General features: G+C 42.8%; 22 protein-coding genes, 1 pseudogene and 1 CRISPR repeat array. Of the genes and pseudogenes, 5 read left to right on the forward strand and 18 right to left on the reverse strand.

Going from position 1 to position 25,418, the window contains the following annotated elements:
* Positions 1-17: 17 nt before the first annotated feature.
* The 9 genes and pseudogenes from B9L23_RS21790 to cas6 form a co-directional block, all read right to left on the reverse strand.
* Positions 18-131, reverse strand: a pseudogene (locus tag B9L23_RS21790) (DUF6431 domain-containing protein); the annotation flags it as partial.
* A gap of 164 nt (positions 132-295) precedes the next feature.
* A CRISPR array of direct repeats spans positions 296-1,621; the repeat unit is 29 nt; unit sequence CTTTATATCCCACTACGTTCAGATAAAAC.
* 219 nt (positions 1,622-1,840) lie between these two features.
* On the reverse strand, positions 1,841-2,104 hold the full coding sequence (cas2, locus tag B9L23_RS12705; RefSeq protein WP_089097790.1) for a CRISPR-associated endonuclease Cas2: 264 nt from the start codon (positions 2,102-2,104) through the stop codon (positions 1,841-1,843).
* 2 nt (positions 2,105-2,106) lie between these two features.
* Positions 2,107-3,090, reverse strand: coding sequence for a type I-B CRISPR-associated endonuclease Cas1b (gene cas1b, locus B9L23_RS12710; RefSeq protein WP_089097791.1), 984 nt, complete (start codon positions 3,088-3,090; stop codon positions 2,107-2,109).
* Positions 3,090-3,587, reverse strand: coding sequence for a CRISPR-associated protein Cas4 (gene cas4, locus B9L23_RS12715; protein WP_089097792.1), 498 nt, complete (start codon positions 3,585-3,587; stop codon positions 3,090-3,092). Before cas4 ends, cas1b begins: the two co-directional genes overlap by 1 nt.
* A 13-nt stretch (positions 3,588-3,600) precedes the next feature.
* Complete coding sequence (locus B9L23_RS12720) at positions 3,601-5,781, reverse strand: CRISPR-associated helicase/endonuclease Cas3 (protein WP_089097793.1); 2,181 nt, start codon at positions 5,779-5,781, stop codon at positions 3,601-3,603.
* A gap of 12 nt (positions 5,782-5,793) precedes the next feature.
* On the reverse strand, positions 5,794-6,495 hold the full coding sequence (gene cas5b / locus B9L23_RS12725) for a type I-B CRISPR-associated protein Cas5b (RefSeq protein WP_015864169.1): 702 nt from the start codon (positions 6,493-6,495) through the stop codon (positions 5,794-5,796).
* Positions 6,496-6,497: 2 nt separating this feature from the next.
* On the reverse strand, positions 6,498-7,385 hold the full coding sequence (gene cas7i, locus B9L23_RS12730; protein ID WP_089097794.1) for a type I-B CRISPR-associated protein Cas7/Cst2/DevR: 888 nt from the start codon (positions 7,383-7,385) through the stop codon (positions 6,498-6,500).
* The gene (locus tag B9L23_RS12735; protein ID WP_089097795.1) at positions 7,382-9,187 is read right to left on the reverse strand and encodes a type I-B CRISPR-associated protein Cas8b1/Cst1; all 1,806 of its coding nucleotides are present in this window, start codon (positions 9,185-9,187) and stop codon (positions 7,382-7,384) included. The genes cas7i and B9L23_RS12735 overlap by 4 nt, the downstream gene beginning before the upstream one ends.
* Positions 9,184-9,912 carry a CRISPR-associated endoribonuclease Cas6 gene (gene cas6 / locus B9L23_RS12740; protein WP_089097796.1) on the reverse strand — a complete coding sequence of 243 codons (729 nt, stop codon included), beginning with the start codon at positions 9,910-9,912 and terminating at the stop codon, positions 9,184-9,186. The genes B9L23_RS12735 and cas6 overlap by 4 nt, the downstream gene beginning before the upstream one ends.
* A gap of 186 nt (positions 9,913-10,098) precedes the next feature.
* On the opposite strand from cas6, the gene B9L23_RS12745 reads away from it, so the two are divergent.
* Positions 10,099-10,407, forward strand: a complete 309-nt coding sequence (locus B9L23_RS12745; RefSeq protein WP_245842412.1) for a hypothetical protein — start codon at positions 10,099-10,101, stop codon at positions 10,405-10,407.
* A 232-nt stretch (positions 10,408-10,639) separates the two neighbouring features.
* Here the strand turns inward: B9L23_RS12745 and B9L23_RS12750 are convergent, their stop codons facing one another.
* The 3 genes from B9L23_RS12750 to ilvD all read right to left on the reverse strand — a co-directional run bounded on the left by B9L23_RS12750 (position 10,640) and on the right by ilvD (position 15,210).
* On the reverse strand, positions 10,640-11,845 hold the full coding sequence (locus B9L23_RS12750) for a thiolase family protein (protein WP_089097797.1): 1,206 nt from the start codon (positions 11,843-11,845) through the stop codon (positions 10,640-10,642).
* Positions 11,846-12,213: 368 nt separating this feature from the next.
* On the reverse strand, positions 12,214-13,407 hold the full coding sequence (gene megL / locus B9L23_RS12755) for a methionine gamma-lyase (RefSeq protein ID WP_089097798.1): 1,194 nt from the start codon (positions 13,405-13,407) through the stop codon (positions 12,214-12,216).
* Positions 13,408-13,533: 126 nt separating this feature from the next.
* Entirely contained in the window at positions 13,534-15,210 is a 1,677-nt protein-coding gene (gene ilvD / locus B9L23_RS12760; RefSeq protein ID WP_062756255.1) for a dihydroxy-acid dehydratase, read from the reverse strand.
* A gap of 453 nt (positions 15,211-15,663) precedes the next feature.
* On the opposite strand from ilvD, the gene B9L23_RS12765 reads away from it, so the two are divergent.
* The 3 genes from B9L23_RS12765 (at position 15,664) to B9L23_RS12775 (ending at position 18,911) form a co-directional block, all read left to right on the forward strand.
* Complete coding sequence (locus B9L23_RS12765; RefSeq protein ID WP_081189384.1) at positions 15,664-16,218, forward strand: VanZ family protein; 555 nt, start codon at positions 15,664-15,666, stop codon at positions 16,216-16,218.
* A gap of 330 nt (positions 16,219-16,548) precedes the next feature.
* Positions 16,549-17,673, forward strand: coding sequence for a glutamate 5-kinase (gene proB / locus B9L23_RS12770; protein ID WP_062756253.1), 1,125 nt, complete (start codon positions 16,549-16,551; stop codon positions 17,671-17,673).
* A complete protein-coding gene (locus B9L23_RS12775) occupies positions 17,670-18,911 on the forward strand; it encodes a glutamate-5-semialdehyde dehydrogenase (protein ID WP_089097799.1) in 1,242 nt (413 codons plus the stop codon). Before proB ends, B9L23_RS12775 begins: the two co-directional genes overlap by 4 nt.
* A gap of 36 nt (positions 18,912-18,947) precedes the next feature.
* On the opposite strand, the gene B9L23_RS12780 is transcribed toward B9L23_RS12775, so the two are convergent.
* Both B9L23_RS12780 and B9L23_RS12785 read right to left on the reverse strand, forming a co-directional pair.
* Positions 18,948-19,232 carry a DUF3784 domain-containing protein gene (locus B9L23_RS12780; RefSeq protein WP_089097800.1) on the reverse strand — a complete coding sequence of 95 codons (285 nt, stop codon included), beginning with the start codon at positions 19,230-19,232 and terminating at the stop codon, positions 18,948-18,950.
* A gap of 420 nt (positions 19,233-19,652) precedes the next feature.
* On the reverse strand, positions 19,653-20,075 hold the full coding sequence (locus tag B9L23_RS12785; RefSeq protein ID WP_089097801.1) for a GtrA family protein: 423 nt from the start codon (positions 20,073-20,075) through the stop codon (positions 19,653-19,655).
* Between the two features lie 467 nt (positions 20,076-20,542).
* Here B9L23_RS12785 and B9L23_RS12790 point away from each other — a divergent pair, with 467 nt between their 5' ends.
* The gene (locus B9L23_RS12790; protein WP_089097802.1) at positions 20,543-20,923 is read left to right on the forward strand and encodes a transcriptional regulator; all 381 of its coding nucleotides are present in this window, start codon (positions 20,543-20,545) and stop codon (positions 20,921-20,923) included.
* A gap of 148 nt (positions 20,924-21,071) precedes the next feature.
* On the opposite strand, the gene B9L23_RS12795 is transcribed toward B9L23_RS12790, so the two are convergent.
* The 4 genes from B9L23_RS12795 to B9L23_RS12815 form a co-directional block, all read right to left on the reverse strand.
* On the reverse strand, positions 21,072-21,620 hold the full coding sequence (locus B9L23_RS12795; protein WP_089098328.1) for a shikimate kinase: 549 nt from the start codon (positions 21,618-21,620) through the stop codon (positions 21,072-21,074).
* 57 nt (positions 21,621-21,677) lie between these two features.
* Complete coding sequence (gene aroD / locus B9L23_RS12800) at positions 21,678-22,457, reverse strand: type I 3-dehydroquinate dehydratase (protein ID WP_089097803.1); 780 nt, start codon at positions 22,455-22,457, stop codon at positions 21,678-21,680.
* A 485-nt stretch (positions 22,458-22,942) separates the two neighbouring features.
* The gene (locus B9L23_RS12805; RefSeq protein ID WP_089097804.1) at positions 22,943-23,797 is read right to left on the reverse strand and encodes a Cof-type HAD-IIB family hydrolase; all 855 of its coding nucleotides are present in this window, start codon (positions 23,795-23,797) and stop codon (positions 22,943-22,945) included.
* A 215-nt stretch (positions 23,798-24,012) separates the two neighbouring features.
* Positions 24,013-25,380 (reverse strand): DUF4275 family protein, encoded by a 1,368-nt coding sequence (locus tag B9L23_RS12815; RefSeq protein ID WP_245842413.1) that lies wholly within the window; start codon positions 25,378-25,380, stop codon positions 24,013-24,015.
* Positions 25,381-25,418: the final 38 nt, after the last annotated feature.

The raw sequence follows: 25,418 nt of genomic DNA on the forward strand, positions 1-25,418 counted from the left end.
ACGTTTGCACGCTCTTGTAACGGGCGCTTGGCCCGGCAATGCGGACACTGTGTCAGAAGAGGGAAGTCGTTTTCTTTTCCACGCTCTGCATACGTTTGGACGTCAATGCCAAAGTCATGAAATTGAATCACGTCCTCCTCCCCCTCCTCTGAACCGATGGATTTTCTCTTCCGAAATAATTCACAAAAAATTTAGCACATTCTTTCAGAAAAGGGGAGAGGGCTTTCTGAAGGAATGTGCAAAAAAATGGCTCTTTTGTTCCGAAATAAAGTGATAATTTACAGTTGATCTTTGGATTTATATCCCACTACGTTCAGATAAAACGCGTCTTCGCTTACTTTCTTCTTGATCGCGGTATTTCGAATTTATATCCCACTACGTTCAGATAAAACCTTTCTTTCATGCTAATTAATTCCGTTTCATACTCATTTATATCCCACTACGTTCAGATAAAACGCGCCATTTTCGCTAAATAATCTTTTACTTGTTGATATTTATATCCCACTACGTTCAGATAAAACGTAACGCTGCAATACGACATAACGGATACCAAACCCGATTTATATCCCACTACGTTCAGATAAAACGCACAAAGGGGGAGAATCCATGCAAGTTGAAAATCCGAATTTATATCCCACTACGTTCAGATAAAACGGAGAAGTGACCGTTATCGCGGCCCGTCCTTCAAATTTATATCCCACTACGTTCAGATAAAACGAAAAGCGCCGGTTTAAATTGATCCAAGACGAAGCGGCTTTATATCCCACTACGTTCAGATAAAACGTCTTCAAGATGCGTATATTGAGTCGCTTTGGGTTTCTTTATATCCCACTACGTTCAGATAAAACGAATGAAGGGTGTCATGATTGAACATTTAGATTTTCTTTATATCCCACTACGTTCAGATAAAACAACGCTTTCAGATCACTGGCATCGACAGCTTGAATCTTTATATCCCACTACGTTCAGATAAAACGCGGATCGAGGTTTACAAAGAAGAGGCACCTGTGTCTTTATATCCCACTACGTTCAGATAAAACGCCATTTTCTCCAGCGAGGTGGTTGATGCATTCCTTCTTTATATCCCACTACGTTCAGATAAAACAATCAGCATTTGTTTTTAGCTTTGTATCTTCCCACTTTATATCCCACTACGTTCAGATAAAACAACGTAAACGGAAAGTGAAGTTATACCAGCTACGCTTTATATCCCACTACGTTCAGATAAAACCCGGTCGAATGCTTGATTTTTACGAAATGCAAGCACCTTTATATCCCACTACGTTCAGATAAAACAGAAGATGGATTCATCCTACAGATTGTTGATGGTATCTTTATATCCCACTACGTTCAGATAAAACGCAGCGGACACCTGCAAACCTACATAAAATATTAACTTTATATCCCACTACGTTCAGATAAAACTAACACGATTGCTAATGAATCACTGGAAGATTTACACTTTATATCCCACTACGTTCAGATAAAACTTGATGAAATTAACCGGATTCGCGATAAATACTCGACTTTATATCCCACTACGTTCAGATAAAACCCGGATTCCTCATCATGGAAACCAACATAAGGGATGACTTTATATCCCACTACGTTCAGATAAAACCCTATTTTCAAACAACGACAAAATATTGATGTATCAATGTTTTTCTTCAAACATTGATCACACCAGTACATTAGGTTTTGCAGTAAAGCGGCAGTTGTGTTTTTGATCTAGTAAAAAAAATAAGTGATTTCTGTTGATATATCAAGCATTTTCCAGTATTAGATCAAAACGGAGGTTTACTGCATCCTGAGAGCTACTCTACACTTTCAGGCTTTGCTATTAAATGAATAGTTCATCAAAATTCCGTTCCTGTCCAAAAACCTGCTTCTTTATATTTTTGGGGTTAGGCACTTGATAAAGATAAATCGAATCTTCTTCTTTATTTATGATTAATTCTAGCTCATACATACATTTCATTAATAAGCTTTTCGAAATCTCGCCTTCAAACACACTATTCTGTGTCCACGTTAAATATTCCTTTAACTTCTTACACACTTTATTCACACGTTTTTCGCCTACATCATATGTAATAATGACATACATTTCTACCACCACGCTTTCAATGGTTTGTATCGCTCATCCCCGATAAAATGCTTAATCAACTTGTAGCATTCCAACCGCATGAAATAGCGATAGCTTACTTTTCGTTTTAGCTGGCGGTGCTGGACCGAAGTTGCTAATTTGTTTTCCCATTCACGAATAAATTTCTTCTTCCCTTCTTCATTTAAAAACACCATTCCGTCTAGAGATTCAAAATGTTTTTTTGTAATAATTCTGTTGTTAATGCAAGCAATAATCACTGCATCGACGATAAGTGGCTTAAAAATTTCCGCTAAATCTAAGCTCAAAGAAAATCGTTTTGTCGATGGTTCGTGCAAAAAGCTAATGGTGGGATCAAGTGGAGTTTTATAAATTTCCGATAACACCGTTGTATAGCAAAGCGTATTGCCGAATGAGATCAGCGCATTGAGCGGGTCTTGCGGCGGCTGTTTTGTACGCTTTTCAAAAATAAAATCTTGTTTCAATATCTCATTAAACGACTGATAGTAATGTTGGCGGATGCGCCCTTCTATTCCCATTAGTTCTTGAATGGTCATTGCTGTTTCCATTTTTTCTGCCTCTAATTCTATTTGTCTTACATATTCTTCTGTTTTCTCTTTATGCCGGCGAATATTTCGCAGCATATGATGTACCGCGCTTTGCAAAAACATCTTCGCTAAATACAAGCGTTTGGCCGCATCGAGATAATGGGCGCTTTGCTGGACAACGGTGAAGCCTGATACCTTTTTGCTTCTCGGACAAAACGTGCCTGCATAAAAGCCATAATAATTAAAAATGTGCAAATGAACGCTATGCTGGCTCAATAAATTCAATAATGACGAATTTAAATCCACTTCTCCAAATACATACAAGTTATCCACTTGATGAACCGGAAGAGATCTTTTTGTCTCGTTTTCATCCAAAAAATAGATCGTATTGTCTTTTCGTTTTAATCTCCCATTCGAAAAAATATAGTGATCTCGCAGCATTATTCATCACCTTCTAACGCATAGCAAAATTCATAATAAGCGCATTTCGGACAATACGTTAGTTTCTTTAACGGCGGAGGCGAATGCAGTTGTAAAACCCGATATATTTCCCCAATTGCTTTTTCTATCTCTTTTTCATCCTTCTCCGTTAAGATAACTTCTTCCGTTTTTCGCTCTTTTGTGTAGCTAATTAATCCCTTTTTGATGATTCCACGCTTTTTTAACTCATATAAGTAATACAACATTTGAAAACGGTCAGCATCTGCCATTTTGCTTGAAATCTTGATTTCTCGAATATATTCTCCATCTAACGCATCCAATTTAAATGTGCTATCTACTAAAATTTCCCGTTCGTCTAAACGTGGGTAAGCGCGTTCGTGAAGAATTTTCCCTTCTACTACGCGGTCATGCTCCTCTTCCAACGCAATCCCTTTAGAAAATAGCCATAATTTTCGTTTGCATACTTTGTAATAGTGCATTTGCACACCACTTACCATAAACCCAGCTCCTTTAGTAAAAGGTAGACATCGGGGTATCTAATAAAATTCCTTTTCCCTTCGATGTTTCTCGTTGGAAATCGTATTCGACATCAATGATGTATATATGTTCAAACGGTTTTGGCAGCCGCTCTGATACGTATTTTTCTGCAATAAAACGTTGAACGCTTACCGTTTTCTTTTCTATTTCCATCCGCAGCCGAAGCCGCTCCTTCACATCACGGCAAGCGGCATACGCTTCTAACAAATCAATCATCCCATCATATATTCGTCGAGGAACGACTTGAATATTTTGAATATCCCGCAATTTCCTTTGTGCTTCTTTCTTGTTCATTCCATACGGATCTAGGTTATCAAACATATATAAGGCATCCTCAAATTCTTGTAAAAACGCTGTTCCGATTAACCGTTTCCGCTCGTACAATTGCTTTACCATTTCTACTTTGGTGCGTTCATCCAGAATGTGCCCGTCGTACGGCTGCAATAGCTTTATGCTTTCATTTATGAGATGTTCGTTATATACTCGCGGCACACCGGAAATGTTTTCGGTAAAAATATGCACATTACATCGTTCCTCGTCTAATATACGTTTACGATAACAGCGCCCTAGCCGCTGAAATAAACTATCTAAGGTAGACATTTCGGTAAATAAATAATCAAAGTCAATATCAATACTTGCTTCTACAAGTTGTGTCGTAATCCAAATTCCGTTTATTTTCTTATCATTAAATTCTTTTATTTTCCGTTCCAACAACTGCCGATCCTCTTGGGTAAATTGTGAATGAAGCAAATAAATAGGGATATTTTGTTCATGTTCCGATAAGCTCTGATACAACTCGATAGCACGGCGTACCGTGTTGACAATGACAAGCACTTGGGATGTTTGCGCCTTGCGGACGATATCCTCCAACCCTTCTGTTATCTCTTTTGCGTGCAGTTGAATGCGATGACGGTGTTTGCTTGTATCGATAAATTCGCCAAATATGCTATGTTCCTCATTAATGATGTTTCTTTTCTTTAATTCATCGAGATATAATGTTGGCAACGTAGCGGTCATGATCATAAAATTACCGCCGACGTTATGAATCATTTCCAATGCTTTAATAAGCATGGCAGCGATTTTCGGATCATATGCTTGAATTTCATCAATCACGATTTTAGAGTTCGCCATTGTCGCTAACTCTTTTTCAAACCCGCGATAATAAAACGGAAATTTCAGAATTTGATCAATCGTTGTCATCAGCAGCTTCGTTGACAGCTGTTGGGATTGTTGTTTTATTGCTTCCCAGTTTTCTTCTCCTTTTTCTGCCAAATAATGAACACTCGTCGAATGTAATAATCCGACCGCATCGTATCCCATTTTGTCCCGAATTCTTTCATAAATGGCGTTAATGCTTACCCGAAGCGGCAAGGTGAAAAACGCTTTATCATCGCCAATCCATAACAAAGCTGCTTCCGTTTTTCCCATCCCCGTTTGTGCAACAACAACGACATTTTTGTCTTGATTGGCTTCGGTAAATTGCTGCAAAGCGTTTTTGCGAAATCCTTGCTGATTCATATAGTTGCGCACACTTGCACCAATGGACTGATCGATATCGATTTCTACTGGAAGATGCGCGGATGCTGCATGGTCTATACGATGAAGAAGCCCTTTTAACAATACGTAGTTCCAAAACTGATCGCCGTCATGAATGGTGTACCGTTTTAACAGGCGATCCACAAATCGAAATGATAGTTTCTCGGCAAGCGGCAATTTCATATGCTCGGAAATCGCGTTTCGCTGATTCTTCATATCCGTCTCAAGAATATGGCGAATCATCTCCTTATCAGGAGGCTTGTCCCGCTCATGATGGTAACCGACCGCATGAATGAGCAGGCGGCTTTCTTCTTTCGTCAAATCAAGCCGTGAAAACGGAATCAATCCGACAGACAAATAGTTATGTGGCACATCTGCATCGCAGTCGGTTTCAAGCATCTCCTCACGAATCGCACGGCGTATTTTATTTTGAAATACGGTGTTTGCTTTGCCAACGTCGTGATATTCCACCGCAAGCCGGAGCAATTCCCACATTCTTTCATCCATGCGAACAAATTTGTGCCCATAACTGTTCTTTAATAACCACAAATTATCAAGGAGACGATCCGTGTGTTCACGGATCGTCTCTTTTGTTTCCGATTTCGCATAAAACGTCATCGCCTTCTCCCCCTACACGTGGTAAAACACTAGTTCTCCATCTTCATCCACCATTGCTCCTTCCGGTGCGGTCGTTCCTTTTAACACATAGCCGACATGAACCGTTTCCCATTGGCGAATGCCATTGACAATTTCATATTTCCAATTTACCTCGTAAGGAATATATCTAATTTCTTCATCCAACAAATGTTTCGGAATATAAGCGTTGTATCGCAGCTCCTTCTCCTCATCGAGTTCTTGAACATGAACAAGCTTATATTCGTCTATTCGGACTAAATCTTCCCATCGCCCTAAACTGTAATGACCGCTGCCGGTTTCGATCGCCTGAATGATGTTTTCCAGAACTTCATCTTTCGCCTCGACATGAATCAACAGCTCCACCCGATATAAAAGGTGAGTGTACATTGGCATCGTTGTTATTTCATTTTTACCATAAGAAAAATCAACATCTCGCACCCCGTCTAAAATCAGCGGAAAACTTTCCATTTCTTTTTTCTTGAAGAAATAGTATCTTTGATAGTCTAACAACTTTGCTTCATACTGTCCTTGGATACTGAGGCGCATCGGAATAAATTCATCAGCGCGAACCAGTGCATGCAGCATTCCTTTTACTGTTGAGTAAGGGGGTAATGGATACGTCTCTGCTACTTTTGAAGCAAACGGCTTTTTATAACAAGCTGTCTCTTGAAACAATTTCATCCGCAATGCTTTCATCGTTATACACCGTAATATGCTTGAATTTGTTCAGAAATGTATTGGAAAAACTGTTCAACCGAACCGACTTTATCGGCAAACAAATCAGCAAACTCCCCTTCATTCGCAAAAATGCCCCGTAAGAACCCGATGCGCGTTTGTTCACCGACAGTTTGTCCTGCAAAAGTTTGCTCCATTGTTTCTACAATTGGTTGGGATTGAATTTCCCAACCTTGCGAAGAGGAGGAAAGAAGAATTTTCCCAAGGAAAAATGGATTCGCAACATCATAAACTCCACCGATAATAAACAACGGCGCTAAATTTTCACGACGACCACGAATGTTGCGGTTTAATATTTTGACAATATCAAGCAGCTGTTGCACGCGTGTTGCTTTTTCCGCATTGGAAAGTTCAATGTCGCCGTCAACACCGACGCGATTTAAATCAATTGTTAATGTATAAGTGTAAAAACTTTGATGCTGTTCAATGTTGGCAATGTTCGCATCCATCCCGATGCGGCTTGCTAGCCCCATATTATTCAAAAATTCGAGATCGCTTTTGTACGGTTCAAGTGAAATGGCATGGCTTAATCTAACAACAGCGGCGCGTTTTTGTGAATTTTTATCTGTTTTTAAATAGCCGAATAAATCCATTTCTACGGAGTCTTTGATTGTTACGTCTTTTTTAAACTGCACTACCCCGCTTGCCTTATCGACCGTATTTAAATTCCAGTCGAATAGCTCATTTCCTAAACGAACAATATCGTAGCGCAAGCTTTGCCGTGACGCATATGTATACACTTCTCCATTGCCGCGGTGAAATTTTTTTAATTCAGAAATATTGGCAATTCCTTCTCCATAGTTTAATGAACCCGCTTGAAATACTACTGTCATCGTTAATGATTTTGTCATGATACGACATCCTCCTGTTCTTCTTGTAATCCACTAGATAACAATCCAGCAATAAAGGCATTGGCTACTGTTGCAAAGTCCAAGTCACGTTCATGCAATGCATTCAAGAAAATAGGAGATATCGGCTTTTCCGCTGACATGTGCAGCCGGAACAATGTATCCATAAAACTTTTTTGATTTCCTGCTTTTGCCGCATTTAATAGACGGTACGCAATCGCATTCACCTTTTTATTCGAACTAGCGGAATATTGTTCCGATGTCTTTGATGCGGCTGCTTGTTCGAGCGCTTTGCGAATTTCCTGCCCGCTTCGAAATACCGCATATACGCGTTTATCCGTACTTGACATATCTTTCACTCCTTTTTTCAATTGCAGGATTCGATTCCGCTCACGAACTGTGATATAAGGACCGATGTGCGAATTGCCTTTTTCGATGCAATAACGCAAGTATGAATAAATAACAATGGCAGGGTCTTCCCCACGAAGCACATACTGGACAAAATGCTCGCGATATTCATAAGGTTGAATATAATCGAGTTTCCCCTTACAGTTTTTAAAATAGTATGCTAAATACATCGGCAAGTGGTAGTAATGCAAATGTGTTTTTTTACTATCGTAGTCAGAGGAAAACTCTAAAAAAAATAAGTGATCTGCCACGTACTCTGCTTCTTTTGTGATGCCTTGTACTAGTTTGCTAACAATACGATCAAACGGTTCTTTCTGTTGTTTTAACTGTTTGAAATGATTGTTTTTCTGTAATATTTCTGAAAAGGCAGCATCGGATTGGACAAATCCCGCATACGTACGATATTCCCCCTGTTCATTAACCCCTTCTTTTTTCAAATAAATAGCTGCACCAGCTGGAGCAAAAAATAATACTAGTTTTGCCAAAGAAGAAATTGGTTTAGGCTGATGATCTTCCAAATTCCAGTTAAAATTAAACGCATTGTTTTTTGCTACCCCGATTGGAGCAAATACCATTTCTTCAAAGTTGTAAAAAGCGAGACGGTCGTGCAAAAGCAAGCATTTGGTTATGGTATTCTTCACATAATCTTGAATATCTTCTAATGTTTTGTTTTTCCACGCTCTTTTCAATACTTTAAATGGCTGATAATCTTTATGCTTGTCTAAAAACACGATAATCTCCTCTGAAGATTTGGCATCCGCTAATATGTGCTCAAATTGTAAGTCGTACTGTGCAGGTGCAATATAATCTTTTTGGAATTCTTGAATATGCCCTTGTAAATCCAAGCTGTTTTTCGAGACGTTCAGGAAAGAAACTTGTCCAAAAAACGCCTTTAATATCGCCGCTTTAAAATAGTTAAGGGTCAGTTTCTCGTTAATTTTTGGTTCATACAGTGCCGTTTCGAACGTATGGGCACATGTCGCTAGCAGTTCAAAATTTTCCGGCTTTTTTACTTGTTTTAAAGCTTCTAAAGCATTGGCTAGAGGTGGATGCGAAAAATATTTGAGCACTTTTTTTCCTGTATCTGTTATCGTTTTTTTGATGGCTGATAACGCATATGAAAACTGTGCCTCTTTTTCCGCCTGCTTCATATAAAGCTGCAATTTTTCGCTATCCCGCTTTGCCACGCTGTATTCATCCATTAAATATAAAAAATAGGCTTTTGGCAATTGTGACAGCACGTCTACATCCAGTTCCAATCCCCACGGTCGGATAGAAATGCTGCGTCGGTATTGCTGGTCAATAATTTCGTTTTTCAGTCCATATTCAAATACACGATAAAGCCCGACAAGCCCCATTGTTATCATCCATTCTCCCATACGGAGTTGTACTTTCATCCCCTCACCTCCTCGATTTCTAATTGCCCGAATCCTTGATTTCGCCGTTTGGACAATCCAAGCTGGTACAATAGCTGTAAATCTCCTGGATGCCCTGTGATCGCAAATAACCCATGATAAGCGGTGAAATATAAATATTCATCATTCCCGTGTGTGGCGGCAAACTCATGATTGGATTCCTTTACTACAACTTTTTTAAAATATATAGGCTTAATAGAGAGAGGAGCATATAGCCCTTTGCCGCGATATTGCGATAAAATCATGTCCGCTACGTAGTTGACATGCCCTTCATAGCTTGCATCATCAGGAGCAATCGGATTTCCTTTTTCATCCTCGATGAGTATTGGTGAAAGAGTACGAAAAACAACAGACGGACTCGTCACTTGCTTCTCTTTGACAACCGCAATTTTCTTTTTCACAAAATGATAATCTTTATAAGAAAAAGCCTGGTTTTTTTGCAAGCCATTGTATAAATGCAATAAAAACTCATGGTCAGGGGAACTGACAGTTAACGTAATGCCATCTAATTCGATTTCATGATTTATGATGTGAAAGTTTTTTAAATATGTAGAAAATACAAAAGGCTTTGTCCGTTGCCCCCTCTGATACAGACGATGATAATATTCTTCATCAGATGTTCGTAATGCTTCTTTGATAATGGACACCATTGCCATTCGATAATGAATAGGAATTTTATCAGTTTCAAAGGAACAAGAAATTCTCATAAGACACCTCCTTTTTTACTACCCTCCCCCTCATTTTAGACTATAAATTTAGAAAATTTTGTTGTATATTGTCAAATCTTCATGACAATTTTTCGAACATTGTCTTAAACTCATTATATTTGCTTTAATTTTGTAGTATAGTAAATAGTGTGATTAGGTAATATTTCATATTCTAGGGAGCGTGCAATGATGATCGTTCATGAGTTAGTTGGTACGGAAAACTTGTTTGCAGGGCAGTTAAAGGAAGGATATTACGTTGTTCGTGAGAAATACAACATGTTAGATATCCATCAGTGCAGCGCGGATGTGTTTCAACAATTTGACTGCGGAACGGAAGAGGTTATTACTGTTGTTTTTGATCCTGGCAATGAATATTCCCTTGTCTGCCTTGATGTATATACATTTGAAAACAAATCTCCTTCCCTCGCCGAATTGAAAAAGACACTTCAAACAAAGCATCAAGATATTTTCCAAATAGAAACAATCTCAGCATAAGGCTGTTTCGGGGCTGACATAACATCTTCTTATGTCAACCCCGTTTCTTTTATCCCTCCACCGAAATATAACTCTTTTTTGGTCACTTTTTTCATCTAAGTTTCCATCCGTCCAATACGCTAACGGAGAATGCAAAACGACGGGAACCATTCATCAAATTTTTCATTGGTAACGCATCAACCAAAACAAAAGCACTGCTTGTTACCGCAGTGCTGTTCGCCATTAGTCCTTCTTAGACTTCCGGATTTTCAACAATCGTCGCGATTCCTTGTCCTACACCGACACACATTGTCGCAAGGCCGTATTTCACCCCGCGTTTTTTCATTTCGTAAACGAGTGTCGTTAAAATGCGGGCGCCGCTTGCCCCAAGCGGATGCCCAAGGGCGATCGCTCCGCCGTTGACGTTTACTTTCGCGCGGTCAAGTTCCAGCTGTTTGATGCATTCCAGCGACTGTGAGGCAAACGCTTCATTCAATTCCACTAAGCCAATATCATTGATTGTTAATTTCGCGCGCGCAAGTGCCTTCCTCGTCGCGTAAATCGGGCCGATTCCCATCACCGCAGGTTCTACCCCCGCAACCGCTGACGTTACATACTTTGCGAGCGGCTTCATTCCAAGCTCTTTTGCTTTTTCCGCGCTCATTAATAACAGCGCGGACGCTCCATCGTTGACTCCTGAAGCGTTTCCTGCTGTGACGGTTCCATTTTCAAATAGCGGAGGCAGTTTGGCCAGCTTCTCTAACGTCGTATCTGGACGAGGATGTTCGTCTTTATCTACAACAACTTCGTTTCCTTTCCGGTCAACATATACGACAGGAACTAATTCGTCTGCAAAGCGATTCGATTCGATCGCTTTTTTCGCTTTCATTTGACTTTCATAAGCAAATTCATCTTGCGCTTCGCGAGAAATGCCGAACCGTTTTGCGACATTTTCCGCTGTCTGCGGCATGCTGTCGGTTCCGTACATTTCCTCCATCTTCGGGTTAATAAAACGCCAGCCGATCGTTGTATCGAACATTTCTATATTGCCGCGTGGAAAGTCCGCGCTCGGTTTTGCCATCACAAACGGCGCGCGCGTCATGCTTTCCGTTCCGCCTGCGATTACAATGTCTGCTTCTCTTGTCATAATCGTGCGTGCAGCGTAGTTGACGGCATCAAGTCCTGAGCCGCAAAGACGATTGACTGTCGTTCCTGCCACTTCAACTGGCAATCCAGCTAGCAAGGCGGACATCCGTGCGACATTTCGATTGTCTTCCCCAGCTTGATTGGCATTGCCAAGAACAACTTCTTCAATTTCATGGACTGGAAGATTTGGATTGCGTTCCACAAGCGCACGGATGACGGTTGCCCCTAGATCATCGGGTCGGACGTCTTTTAACGCCCCTTTATATTTTCCAATCGGCGTCCGCACCGCATCAACAATAACGACTTCTCTCATTCATAAATTCCCCTTCCCATTTTTATTGGTGAAATCTCCCTTCCGAGTCGTGATGCTTGATCTGCATCGACGAATGCTGTTTCTCATTCAACTACTGCGATGACGCACATAATTTCCTTTTCACCGTTTCTAAACTACTACAATAATGTTATGAAACTTGACCTCCTTACTATGTTTTATGTTGGACAAACAAAAATAAGCACTCCGGGATAAGAGTACTTCCATGATCTAACTTCCTTTGCACACCTGCATAAAAACACTTTCATTATATTAATTTTATAATATACTAAATATTCCAAAATTTAAACTATCACTTTAGAGAATCTCAAAAAAAAGCGCGCAAACAATGAAAATTTGCCGCGCCGTTTTTATATAACGCCTAATGAAGAAAGCGCCTGTTCTAAATCATCCCAAATATCTTCCCACGCCTCTAAACCAACGGACAAACGGATGAGTTGGCCGCTGATTCCCATCTTTATTCTTTCCTCTTCCGGCACCACAGAATGGGTCATCGTTGCCGGATGTTGAATTAACGTTTCCGTATCGCCAAGGCTGACAGCGATTTGAATGAGCTGAAGATGATTGAGAAAGCGCTGGGCGTCTCGTTTTGTGCCTTTAATTTCAAACGAAATCAAGCCGCCACCGCGTTTCATTTGTTTTTGATAAATCGGATAATCGCGATTGTCTGGATCAGCAGGATAGCAAACGCGTTCAACGAGGGGATGTGTTTTTAACCGTTCCACAATTTTCTCTGCATTATCGCAATGCCGGTCCATCCGCACCGGAAGTGTTTTTAATCCTCTTAGCAATAGCCAAGCGTCAAACGGGGAAAGAACGCCGCCGATATCTTTTTGCGTTGTTTTCGCGATTTCCTCCATCAATTCTTTTTTCCCGACCGCGATGCCGGCAATGACATCGCCATGGCCGCCGATATATTTCGTGGCACTATGAACGACGACATCGCAGCCAAACTCAAGCGGCCGCTGCAAATATGGCGAACAAAACGTATTGTCCACCACAACGGTAATTCCATATTCTTTCGCCACGTTTACAACCATTTGCAAATCGATGAGTTTCATCGTTGGATTAATCGGTGTTTCCACATAAATGCAAACCGTTTCCGGACGGATAAGGCGGCGGATCTCCTCTTCCGTTTCCATCGCGCAAAAATCGTGGGAAACGTGATATTTCTTTTTCAACAGCTGCAGCAAACCAAACGTACAGCCGTATACTCCTTGTGAACATATAATATGGTCATTGGCTTTCGTTAATGCAAGCAACACTGCGGATACGGCCGCCATCCCGGAACTAAACGCGAGCGCCGCTTCTCCACCTTCCAAACACGCCATTTTTTCTTCCAGCATCCGCACCGTCGGATTGGCGAGGCGCGAATAAATATAGCCGTCTTCTTGCCCAGCAAACCGCGCTTCTCCTTGTTCTGCCGTGTCAAACGTAAACGTCGATGTTTGAAAAATCGGCGCCGCCAAACTGCCAAGATGCTGTTTCGCGTCATATCCGTGATGAATGATGATCGTTTCCATTCGTTTATTCATATTGTTCATTCCCCCCTATATTTCTATCATATACACCTTTACCTAAACTGTAATCGTTTTCATATAGATTTTTTGCAAAAATAAAACCTGTTCGCTCTGGTCATGGGACCGGCGAACAGGTTTTTTGATAGGCTGTTAAATTTTCATAATCCCGCCCGTGCTCGCGGAAGTAACGAGCTTCGAGTAGCGTGCGAGGTAGCCGGTTTTTACTTTCGGTTCAAACCCTTTCCAGTTCGCTTTCCGTTTTTCCCATTCTTCGTCAGAAAGCTTTGCGTTAATCGTTCTGTTCGTAATATCGATTTCAATAATGTCTCCGTCTTCAATAAAGGCAATCGGACCGCCTTCCGCCGCTTCTGGGGAAACGTGTCCAACCGATAAACCGCGGGATGCCCCTGAGAAACGTCCGTCGGTGATAAGCGCGACTTTTGTTCCAAGCCCCATGCCGACGATTTGCGAAGTTGGCGCGAGCATTTCCGGCATTCCTGGTCCTCCTTTTGGTCCTTCATAGCGGATGACGACAACATGGCCTGGTTTTACTTTCCCGCTCGCAATGCCTTCGAGCGCCTCTTCTTGCGAATCAAATACGATCGCTGGCCCTTCATGGCGCGTAATGCCGGCTTGCACGCCTCCTGTTTTAATGATCGCGCCATCTGGAGCGAGATTTCCAAACAATACGGCAAGTCCGCCTGTTTCGGAATACGGGTTATCAATTGGGCGGATGACATTATAGTCTTTGACTTCACAGCCGGCGATGTTTTCCCCAAGCGTTTTTCCGGTTACGGTCAACGTATCGAGATGCAGCGTTCCTTCTTTTTTCGCTAATTCATTTAATACGGCCGATACGCCGCCCGCTTCGTGCAAGTCTTCAATATGCACATCGGAAGCCGGCGCCAGTTTGGCAAGATGCGGAACGCGCGCGGCGATTTCATTAATTCGTTCGAGTGAGTAGTCGATCCCTGCCTCGTTTGCAATTGCAAGCGTATGTAATACGGTATTTGTCGAGCCGCCAAGCGCCATATCAAGCGCAAACGCGTTGTCGATCGCTTTTTCTGTGACAATATCGCGCGGTTTAATGTCATGCTCGATCAAATACATTAATTGTTTCGCCGATTGGCGAACCAATTCTTTCCGTGCCGGATCGACCGCTAAAATCGTGCCGTTGCCTGGCAGCGCAAGCCCTAATGCTTCCGCCAAACAGTTCATCGAGTTGGCTGTAAACATTCCCGAACAGGAGCCGCATGTCGGACAGCCGTATTTTTCTAATTCCTGCAATCCTTGTTCATCAATTTTCCCTGCTTGATAGGCGCCGACCCCTTCAAATACGGAAGAAAGCGAAATTTTTCGCCCGTCGCTCGTCACGCCAGCCTTCATCGGTCCGCCGCTGACAAAAATCGTCGGAATGTTTAGCCGCATCGCCGCCATCATCATGCCCGGCGTAATTTTATCACAGTTTGGAATGCATACCATTCCATCAAACCAATGTGCGGAAATCACCGTTTCGATCGAATCCGCGATAATTTCGCGGCTTGGAAGCGAATAGCGCATGCCGATATGCCCCATCGCAATCCCATCGTCGACGCCGATTGTATTCATTTCAAACGGGACTCCGCCCGCTTCGCGAATCGCTTCTTTGACAATTTTCCCGAACTCCTGCAAATGCACGTGTCCCGGAATAATGTCAATATACGAGTTCACCACGGCGATAAACGGCTTGTCAAAATCTTCTTCCTTTACGCCTGCCGCGCGCAGCAAACTGCGGTGCGGCGCCCGGTCAAATCCTTTTTTAATCATATCGCTGCGAAGCTTTCTCAATCTAAATCCCTCCGTTAGTAGTTTTGTAGTCTCGATGTTTTTAGTATTGTACCATTTTTTAAAATAAAATGACAATTATATTTATTTCGATAACGGCGATTATCCCTTTAAATCTATCACTTTGTCAAAATTGGAAACTGCTTGAATTCGTACGTGGTTATATATTACAATCTGTAGATGAGCAAATTCGCTAACATAAATTTACAACCAAACAAAAAAAGAGACATGAACCCGATTCCTTGATTAGAATAGATGTGTCACCAAAACTATTCACAAGGAGGTTCATGTCTCATGAATATTTACCGTGCAGCGAAACAAAATATTCCCATTGATACCGTGAAAAAACAGCTCCACGTGGCATAAGGGGTACCCTGTTTGTCTCTTTTACATGGTAATTATTGTAATTAAAATTGCTCAACTACAGTTACAATTCTAAAAAAAGGAGAGTTTATGATGTTTGATTTTAAGGTGCCATTGATTGGTTTTGTCGTCATTTGGACATTATTTCGCGGTATTGTGTACATACGGAAGCGAACCTTTTCTGTCAAACACGAAACCATCCATGGATTATTCGCTTTTTCCCTTGCATTTATATATAGTGTGACGATTTTCCCATTTCCGTTTTATATATACCCGCACTTACAAGAGGAAATGTATGCCGGCATCAATCTCATTCCACTTGCGAGCATCCGGCAGTCGCTTCACCATTTTTACTGGCTCGTTCCCTTGCGAAACATTGGCGGCAATATCACGTTGTTTATACCATTTGGTTTTTTTGCTTCTTGTTATTCTTCTATCCTTCGTCCGAAAACAATCGTTATCGTCGGATTTCTTCTTTCCTTATGCATCGAAATCGTCCAATTGTTTTTCATTCCGTTTCGGGCTTTTGATGTCGATGACATTCTTTTAAACACATTCGGAACAGCAATCGGAGTATTATTGTTCCGTCTATTAGACCGGCTGATGGTTAAGACATCTCGCGCTAAGCAAAGCAATTACTCTAGTTAATCATCGTTGTCGAAGAAAAACCCCTTGACAATTTTCTGATTTGTATGGATAATTTCTAACAAATCGTTGATACGGAAAACGGTACGGGACTAGTAAATCGATGGAACGTGCAAGAGAGTGGAACCCGTAGGCTGGAAGGTTCCTCACGGGAAGTCGATTGAACCTGCCCTAGAAAGGCCGCTTATGCAAACATAAGCCGTCCGCCCTCGTTACGGGCAAGAGGTGGGCGCATGTTGCGCCAAAAAAGGTGGTACCGCGGAACGCTTTTTCCGTCCTTTTGCAAGGAAGGGAAAAAGCGTTTTTTATTGGCAAATAGAAAGGAGGATGCGCGTGAAAAAGCAGCGAGTCGTCGTGAAAATCGGAAGCAGCTCATTAACGGATACCAAAGGCGCTCTTTGCCATGAAAAACTTTTCGATCATGTCGAAGCGATCGCCTATATCAAACAATTAGGCCACGAGGTCATTTTAATCACATCGGGTGCGGTCGCCGCTGGATTCGGACCGCTCGGCTATCCGTCTAGGCCTACTACCACCGCGGGAAAACAAGCAGCGGCGGCGGTCGGGCAAGGGCTGCTCATGCAAGGCTATATTTCCGCATTCAAACAGTTCGGCATTACGACAGGACAAATTTTATTAACAAGAGAAGACTTTTACAGCCGTGAACGGTTTCATAATTTATTTTCCACAATCACCACATTGCTGGCATGCGGAGTTTTGCCGATCATCAATGAAAACGACTCCGTGTCCGTCGAGGAATTGACGTTTGGCGACAACGATATGCTTTCCGCGCTTGTCAGCGGCTTTTTGCACGCGGATGCGCTCATTATTTTAACGGATATTAACGGATTATATGATGATAATCCGAAAACAAATCCGAAAGCGAAAAAATACGCGTTTCTTCCGAATATTACCGATGAAATGATTGAAGCGGCGGGCGGCAGCGGCTCCGCGGTTGGAACAGGCGGGATGAAATCAAAGCTTCTCGCCGCGCAAAAAGCGCTCTCGTTTGGAGTAAGCGTCTTTGTCGGAACGGGTGCGGGAAAAGAAAAACTTTGTGACATTTTGGAAGGAAAAGGAGACGGGACATATATCGGCGCGCCGTTTCATGGACATATGCAAATGCGCAAGCAATGGATTGCATACCATGCACCGGTCGCCGGAAAAATCGAAATTGACGAAGGCGCCGAAACCGCCCTGTTGCAGCGTGGAAAAAGTCTGCTTCCCGCTGGCGTTACCGCGGTATATGGAAATTTTTCCGCCATGGATGTCGTCGAGGTCGTCAACCGAAAAGGAGCCGTCATCGGCCGCGGTCAAGTATATTACTCCGCTAGCGACTTAGAACAAATCAAAGGCCTTTCTAGCAATGAAGCGAGAAAATATTCGATTAACCATCGACCAGAAGTAATCCACCGCGACAACTGGGTATCATTACGAAAGGAGAGTGTCGTAAAATGAACGAATTGCTTATAAAAGCAGAACAGCTTCAACAAGCAGCGAAAACGTTAGCCCTTCTGTCAACAGAAGAAAAAAACGAAGCATTAACGCGCATCGCCGAAGCGCTGATCAAACAAAAAGAATGGATTTTGCAAGAAAACGAAAAAGACGTTGCGCTTGGAAAAGAACAAGGTCTTTCTCCTGCTTTAATCGACCGGTTGCAGCTAACAAACGAACGAATCGAGCAAATTGTCGACGGCGTCCGTCAAGTTGCAGATCTTCCTGACCCAATCGGCGAAATCGTCGAAGAATGGACGCGGCCGAATGGGCTTCGCATTCAAACAATTCGCGTGCCTCTCGGTGTCATCGGAATGGTGTACGAAGCGCGCCCGAACGTCACCGTCGATGCCGCAAGCCTTTGCCTAAAAACAGGAAACGCCGTCTTATTGCGCGGCAGCTCATCGGCGCTTCATTCAAACAAAGCGCTCGTCCATGTCATGAAGGAGGCGCTTCGCGATTCCGCCATCCCTGCCGATGCCATCCAGCTTCTCGAAGACACGAGCCGGGAAGCGGCCCAGCAAATGTTTCGTTTAAACGGCTACTTAGATGTATTAATTCCACGCGGCGGAGCAGGACTGATTCGCTCCGTCATCGAAAACGCCACCGTTCCAGTGCTGGAGACTGGCGTTGGCAACTGCCATATTTTCATCGATGAATCGGCGCAAAAGCAAATGGCAATCGATATCGTCTTAAACGCGAAATTGCAGCGCCCATCCGTCTGCAATGCGGTGGAAACGGTATTAATCCATCAAAACTGGCCGTATATCAGCGAACTCGTCGAAACATTGCACGCGCGCGGAGTAGAGCTGCGCGGCGATTCGCAGCTTGCTTCATCGTATTCCTTTATCCAGCAAGCTGCCGAAGCAGACTGGAGCACCGAATATTTGGCGCCGATTTTAGCGGTTAAACTCGTGCAGAACGTCAAAGAAGCAGCCGACCATATTAACCGCTATGGCACGAAACATTCCGAGGCAATTATTTCCGAACAAAACGACAACGTCCGCTTCTTTTTCCAAGCGATTGACGCCGCCGTGCTTTATCATAACGCCTCGACCCGCTTTACCGACGGCGAACAGTTTGGCTACGGGGCGGAAATCGGCATTAGCACGCAAAAACTGCACGCCCGCGGTCCGATGGGATTGCGCGCGATCACCACGACGAAATCGCTCGTATACGGCACGGGGCAAATTCGCTCCTAAAGGAAAAAGCCGAATCCAGCTTGTCGGATTCGGCTTTTACTCTACCATTTTGACGTTCGCATAAGCCGCAAGCGCCACATGGCCAATAACGGCAATCGGAAAAATCACGATCATATCAGGATGGTCAATCATGCTTCCAGCCGCTGCGGCAATGCCAACGACCATATTATATTTCCCTACGATTCTCGCCAATTTTTCTTGATCACGAATGCGCCGCTGATTATATCCGGACAGCAGCCACGTATATTTTTTCGCCCCGATAAAATACGCCAGCAAAAACGAAACGACTGCTAAAAACAGCAGTTCGAAAGAGTAAATCACTTAGTCACCTGCTCCCATCCGTTTATCCTATTTCTTATTATTTACTGTAGATGAGCAAATTCACTGACATAAATTGACAACTAAACAAAAAAGGAGACATGAACCCGATTCCTTGGTTAGAATAGATGTACCACCAACTATCCACAAGGAGGTTCATGTCTCATGAATAGTTTATGACGCTGCAAAGCAAGATATTCCCATTGATGTGATCAAAAAACAGCTCCGTATCGCGTAAGGGGTACCCTGTTTGTCTCTCTAACCATGGAAATTATTGTAATGAAAAATGCTCATCTACAGTTATTTATTATTGTATCATTATTTTTATGGAAAATTAAGACTATTGTTCTATATGGTACCGTTTTGCACATCCGATTCGGAATATCAGGCTCTAACCAATCCAAAGTTTGTCGTACACCCATGTTAGGAATGGGACGGTTTCGAGGCAAACACCCAGAAGCGGCTGCCGGCAAAATTGACGGCAATCCCTCCCAACGTCGCTGCGAGTTTTCCGGCAAACAGCGGCCAGTGCCCAATGTCCCGGCAGAGAAAGAGGAGAAGAAGCGTCACCGCAAGCGACAGCACATTCACCACGATAAAACGCAAAAACTCTCCGATGCTTGCTTTTCGTTTTACCCGAAACGTCCACATCCTGTTCCATACATAGCTGTTGACCACACCGACGGTATAAGAGCATACTTGCGCCAACAGCGCGGAAACGCCAAACGAGGCAAGAAGAAAAAAGACAATAAAGTCCACAAATGTATTTCCGGCGCCAACAAGGCAAAAACGCCATAATGTTTGAATATTTTTGCGGCTGTTCCACGCAAAACGATGCATTTTCATGCTTATTTCCGACTCCCCACACGTCTTTCACGATATATAACGAACGTTGCTTCACTTCCTCGTATAAGCAACCGATATATCTCCAACAATCCTAAGGCATAAGCTACAAAACAGTATAACCATCAGATGCGGCGGCTATTTCGCTACCGTGGAATAAGGAAATATCTTTAATTATAATATCACATCACTTGAGGAAGAAAGCATGTCAATACGATAAAAATGGAAGAACATTAATCCAAAAAACAATAACAAGCCGCCGCCTTTTCTCGGGCATTTTCTCTTCTTTTTCTAGTGTTTCTTTTTCCCACATCATCAATATAAAAGTACGATGAAAATTGAGTATAAACTTTCTCAAATGAAAGTGATGGACTCATTCGACAATCTTTTATTCTCGTAAGCATCGTAGATTTTCCTTTCCTTCTTTTCTTTCTTCTTTTATAATGAGATAAGTAAGGGAGGTGAGAGAAATGGAACAGGAAACAATGCTAAAAGAAATTTTGAAAGCATTGGAGCTTCATTCCAACCATATGCACACAAAAATGCAAGAAATGGAAAACCGTTTGGAAACAAAAATGGAAGAACTGGAAAATAGGTTGGAAACAAAAATGCAAAAAATGGAAAATGGATTAGAAGCAAAAATGCAGAAAATGGGAAATCAACTCAGAACAGAAATGAGACAGATGGTAGAAAATCTTGAAGAAAAAATGAACGAGCGATTCAACCGTTTAGAAACAAAAGTAGACAGCCTGCGCATCGAACTGTCGGAAACACAGGAAACGGTCGATTTCCTCTCAAGCAAAACGCTCCAGCATGAACGGAAAATCCGCGAGTTGTATCGGCAACAATGACCGTCTCCTCTCTTCATTTTCCTCCTGCTGCTCCTTAAGTGTTTCCTTCGGCAACGAATCACCTGAAAAGAACATTCCTTGATTCAGAGACGTATCATAAATTCCAACAGAAAACACCCTTGTACAAAACAAAGGGTGTTTTTCCTGATCATTCCGTATCCCGCTCGCGAATCAATTTCATTACGCGAGTTGCTACCGTTTCCGGATCAAGCCCATCTGTCGCCACGCGATAATGATGCTGAGAATAAGCTTGTTTCCGCTGTTCAAATAATTCCTTGATTTCCTCGAGCGTCTTATTTTTCAACAAAGGACGGTCATGGACAATGGACGGAAGACGTTCTTTCCAGTTTTCCCATGACAAATCGAGGAAAACGACAATGCCGTGGGATAAACAAGCCTTTCTTACTTCCTCCTGCAAATACGCGCCTCCCCCGAGGGAAATAATTTTTAAGCGGGTGTTCGTGCAAAGATCAATGATCAGTTCCCTCTCCACTTTTCGAAAATAGTCTTCTCCCATTTGTTCAAAAATGGCCGGAATCGACATTTGATGCCGTTTCTCGATTTCCTGATCTACATCAATAAAGTCCCGGTACAGCTTTTTCGCCACAAGCTGGCCAATCGTTGTTTTTCCTACTCCCATAAAGCCGATTAACACGATATTTCTTTCCCGAAGCGGAATGTTGCAATATGTACCCATATCTGCCGCCCTTTCTTTACAACAAATCATAAAAATTATTTACTCCTTCCATATCCATTAGCCGTGAAACATATGCTTTTGCACAATATGAAGGACTTCTTTCAAATCCTCAATTGGGATTTGGCCTGGTGCCGAACTATTTTGACCAACAGCAAAAGTAACTGCCGAACCAAACATCCATCCAGCCAAGCGAGTAATGACCCCTAATCCTCCCATTGACATGGTGATAAGGGGAATGCTTAACTGGCTTCGTGCCTCTTGGGTCGCCTGGAATAAAACAAGCAAGTCTTGCGGAGAAGCAGGCATAACAGCGACTTTGGCAATATCAGCCCCATATGATTCCGCCTGCAGCATTTTTTGGACAAGTTCTTCTTTTGGGGGAGTTGAGCTGAAATTATGATAGGACATAATCATGCGAATGCCATATTCCTTTGATACTTGGCGAAGCGATACCAATTCCTTTTCATAAAGCAGCTCGTAATCAATCATATCCACTAATCGGCTTTTGCACATTTCTATAAATAATCGGATTTTTTCTGTTTCTGTTAACGGAACAGGATTCCCGCCTTCCTTTTCCGAACGAATCGTAAAAAGAATGGGAATTTCCCCTGCAATTTTTCGAATGGCTAGCGCTGTTTCGAGCACTTTTTGCGGATCGTAAATATCTTTAAAAAAGTCGGCGCGCCACTCAATAATATCAGGCCTCTTTCGACATACTTCTTCCGTCTCCGACAAAATTTGTTCCATACTCGCTCCTACTATAGGAGTACAAATGCATGGCTGTTCTCCGCCAATTTGCGTGCCCCTTACGGATACAATTTTTTGTGATATATTCATGATTATCCCCCTATTCTCGATATCCTAACTTTTCTGAAATGGCCTTAGCCCCTTCTTTGGCTATTTCTCTATTGCTTCAGAAGTGAATCGGTTCGTAGGACCTAAAACAGTCAAACATGCCTTAACTTCACCGTTAATATGAAAATAGGCACAGCCATCGCCAATCCCGGCGCTATAACGAATGACACTTTCAGACATAAACTGCGGCACAACATAGAGCAGAACAACAGACGTATAAATCAAAAACCGCAACAATTGCCTTTATTCATAATAGTACAACAAAATGAGGCAGTCTGAAAATCCTTCCAGCCAATATTCGCGATGGTTCCATAAAACAGTACAGCCAGCCCTCTGTTGATAGAGAGCTGGCTGTTCACATGCATTTGCTGCAAAAAATTCTGCTTGCCGCATTGAAAAACTTTGATTTTTCTTAACGGAGTCCATTAATACGGAATGAGACGGTGGGAAGAGCATGATGCCCACCGTCACTGTTTTCGTTTGTCGATCAGTTCTTCCAACACGATCGCCACGCCATCTTCCTCATGTGACGCAGTGACTATGTCGCTGACTTCTTTTAATTCCGGTGCGGCATTTTCCATCGCTACGCAGCAGCCGGCGACGGCGAACATCGATAAATCGTTATGGCTGTCACCGAAAACAACCGTATCTTTCAGATCAATGCCGTAATGAGCGGCCAGTTTTACAAGCGCCTCCCCTTTCGTCGCTTGTTCATGGTTAATCTCAATGTTGTTTGGATGCGACGAGGTGACAGTAATGCCGGAAATGCCGTCAAACTGGGCAGCCGCTTCTTGTAAACGTTCTTGATTGAGAGAAAAAATGAGAACCTTGTAAAATACGGTTTGCCGATCTTCCCAGATGGCGCGGATGTCATCGACATACGTCACGCGCGCCTGCTGGAACTGCTTTTCTACGATGCGCTTTAATTCGGGAGCGATATCGCTTGCCTGCTCGGCCATCGCCTCAAGATGGGCGCGGTTATGGAGTCCGACATAGACGGCATCGCCCGTATAAATTTCGCAATATAAATCCGGCTGCGCGCGCACCCATTCGAGTGCTGGAATCAACTTTTCCTTGTCAAGCGGCACATCGCCAAGCACCGTCCCATCTTCTAATGTCATCACCGCGCCGTTTAAACTCATAATCGGGCAAACAAGCCCAGCATCCCGAAGCGGCGCGCGCGCGTCTTTATACGCCCTGCCTGTTACGATCGCCACGATATGGCCATGCTTTTGCGCTTTTGCAATGGCCTCTTTATTTCTTTCACTCACCCGTCCTTGCGAATTGAGCAGCGTTCCATCCATATCTAATGCGATTAACACTATTGCATCCCTCTTTCTTTCATTATGCGTGTTATAAATCACTACTCCATCGTGATCATTTAATTGATAAGGTTAAACTATTTTCCTCCATATCATCACAAAATTTTCCTTCTTTTCATTCTATCATTTATTTATGACAAAATAGAACAAATACAATTGTAAAAGAAATTATTAACGCACTGGATGCGGAAATGAACAAGCAATTGGAAGCAAAGCTACAAGAGATCGTTGAAGCGGAAGCCTTCTTGGCTATATTTTCGATAAAAATACGGCCCGCACCACTCTTCATGCGTCTGCACGTACGTCCATGTAAACTGCGGATCGACGACATACACATCGTGCTCCCGCCGCAAATCTTCCGCCCGCAAATTTTCAGCGTTTACAAGCATATACGCTTCTTCTCTTTCTTGATAAAACAAATAACAGACGAACCGATTCTCCTCATGAAACGCTTGCATCGCCGCTTTTCCTTCAAGACAAGGCAGTTTTTCGTAGCTGAATACATGCCACAAAAACTGCTCAAAATAAATCGACTGTTTTTCCTGTGGACTAATGGCATCCGTAAACGTCTTTTCCCAACGCTTGCGAAAGGCTTCTCCTTCCCCTATTAACTCTTCCACAACGATACCTCTATTTTCTAATATTTTTCGTATATTCATCCAATCCCAAGGAAACATATCGCTCGCGCGGCAAAAAATCCGATACGAAACGCCTTGTTTGCGGCTCCGCCCCACTTTGTTTCCCATTCTGGTCGTTTCAATGATATCATCCCAAAACGGAATGCGTGCGCGCAGTCGCTCAAATATCTTTCGAATCGCAGCATCCGTAACGTCTCTGCCGAAAAACGTTTGAAACAACGTTTTTCGGATATCTTCCCCAGTCATTGGCCGTTCGCTATGAAGAATCGTCGCAAGCACATAAAACGACTGGTATTCTAGTTTTACAAACTCGCCTGCGAAACGAACGACAAAGCCGTCTTGTTCGCTGATGCAAAGCATCACCTCATGTGGCGAAAGTAGCTCCTGCTCGGAAAAATAGGTTTCCTCCGTTACAATTTCGTCGCTTTCTGGTGTAATGATACGATAAAGCGCGCGATGAAAATCTTCAATGCGATGGAGAAAAATCGCCTGGCGATAGCGATCGACCGTTTCTTCATCATATGGCCTTGCTTCCATTTTTTCTATCTGCTTTAATGCGTTCGCCGCGAGAAAAATGCCGCAATTGACAAGAAACATATGGCTTAACATCTCCTGCGTGTCATTGAGAGATTCATCCATCGATCCCGAAAGCGCCTGATTAAAGTGATACGCCGCTTCGGCATATCTTCCTTCATTATAGTAAATATGTGCCAACCGATAATTCGCAATTGGATGGTTTGGCTTTCGCTTTAACGCTTTTTGCAAATACATTTTCGCCTGCTTCGGATCGGGGTTGCTCGACATTTTAAAATACTCGCCAAAACGAACATACAGATGAATCAACTCGTTTTCGATTTCTTCCCGCCGTTTTCGATCTTTTTCTTTTTTCCACTCCGCAAGCAAGCGGCGCTCTTCTTGATGCGGAAAAAACTCGTATTCTTCCATCTCCGTACTCTCCCTCCTTTGTGACAGGGTGTCACAGA

The sequence above is a fragment of the Parageobacillus galactosidasius genome (assembly GCF_002217735.1).
In the GTDB taxonomy this organism is placed as follows: domain Bacteria; phylum Bacillota; class Bacilli; order Bacillales; family Anoxybacillaceae; genus Parageobacillus_B; species Parageobacillus_B toebii.

Bases quoted from the DNA above. Each gene is read 5' to 3' on its own strand.
- B9L23_RS12765 (WP_081189384.1), top strand. From the start codon at position 15,664: ATGTTTGATTTTAAGGTGCCATTGATTGGTTTTGTCGTCATTTGGACA.
- cas4 (WP_089097792.1), bottom strand. From the start codon at position 3,587: ATGGTAAGTGGTGTGCAAATGCACTATTACAAAGTATGCAAACGAAAA.
- B9L23_RS12745 (WP_245842412.1), top strand. From the start codon at position 10,099: ATGATGATCGTTCATGAGTTAGTTGGTACGGAAAACTTGTTTGCAGGG.
- megL (WP_089097798.1), bottom strand. From the start codon at position 13,407: ATGAACAATATGAATAAACGAATGGAAACGATCATCATTCATCACGGA.
- B9L23_RS12720 (WP_089097793.1), bottom strand. From the start codon at position 5,781: ATGACGTTTTATGCGAAATCGGAAACAAAAGAGACGATCCGTGAACAC.
- B9L23_RS12775 (WP_089097799.1), top strand. From the start codon at position 17,670: ATGAACGAATTGCTTATAAAAGCAGAACAGCTTCAACAAGCAGCGAAA.
- cas2 (WP_089097790.1), bottom strand. From the start codon at position 2,104: ATGTATGTCATTATTACATATGATGTAGGCGAAAAACGTGTGAATAAA.
- B9L23_RS12735 (WP_089097795.1), bottom strand. From the start codon at position 9,187: ATGAAAGTACAACTCCGTATGGGAGAATGGATGATAACAATGGGGCTT.
- cas7i (WP_089097794.1), bottom strand. From the start codon at position 7,385: ATGACAAAATCATTAACGATGACAGTAGTATTTCAAGCGGGTTCATTA.
- cas6 (WP_089097796.1), bottom strand. From the start codon at position 9,912: ATGAGAATTTCTTGTTCCTTTGAAACTGATAAAATTCCTATTCATTAT.
- cas5b (WP_015864169.1), bottom strand. From the start codon at position 6,495: ATGAAAGCATTGCGGATGAAATTGTTTCAAGAGACAGCTTGTTATAAA.
- B9L23_RS12795 (WP_089098328.1), bottom strand. From the start codon at position 21,620: ATGGGTACATATTGCAACATTCCGCTTCGGGAAAGAAATATCGTGTTA.
- cas1b (WP_089097791.1), bottom strand. From the start codon at position 3,090: ATGCTGCGAGATCACTATATTTTTTCGAATGGGAGATTAAAACGAAAA.
- B9L23_RS12815 (WP_245842413.1), bottom strand. From the start codon at position 25,380: ATGGAAGAATACGAGTTTTTTCCGCATCAAGAAGAGCGCCGCTTGCTT.
- B9L23_RS12750 (WP_089097797.1), bottom strand. From the start codon at position 11,845: ATGAGAGAAGTCGTTATTGTTGATGCGGTGCGGACGCCGATTGGAAAA.
- B9L23_RS12785 (WP_089097801.1), bottom strand. From the start codon at position 20,075: ATGAAAATGCATCGTTTTGCGTGGAACAGCCGCAAAAATATTCAAACA.
- B9L23_RS12790 (WP_089097802.1), top strand. From the start codon at position 20,543: ATGGAACAGGAAACAATGCTAAAAGAAATTTTGAAAGCATTGGAGCTT.
- aroD (WP_089097803.1), bottom strand. From the start codon at position 22,457: ATGAATATATCACAAAAAATTGTATCCGTAAGGGGCACGCAAATTGGC.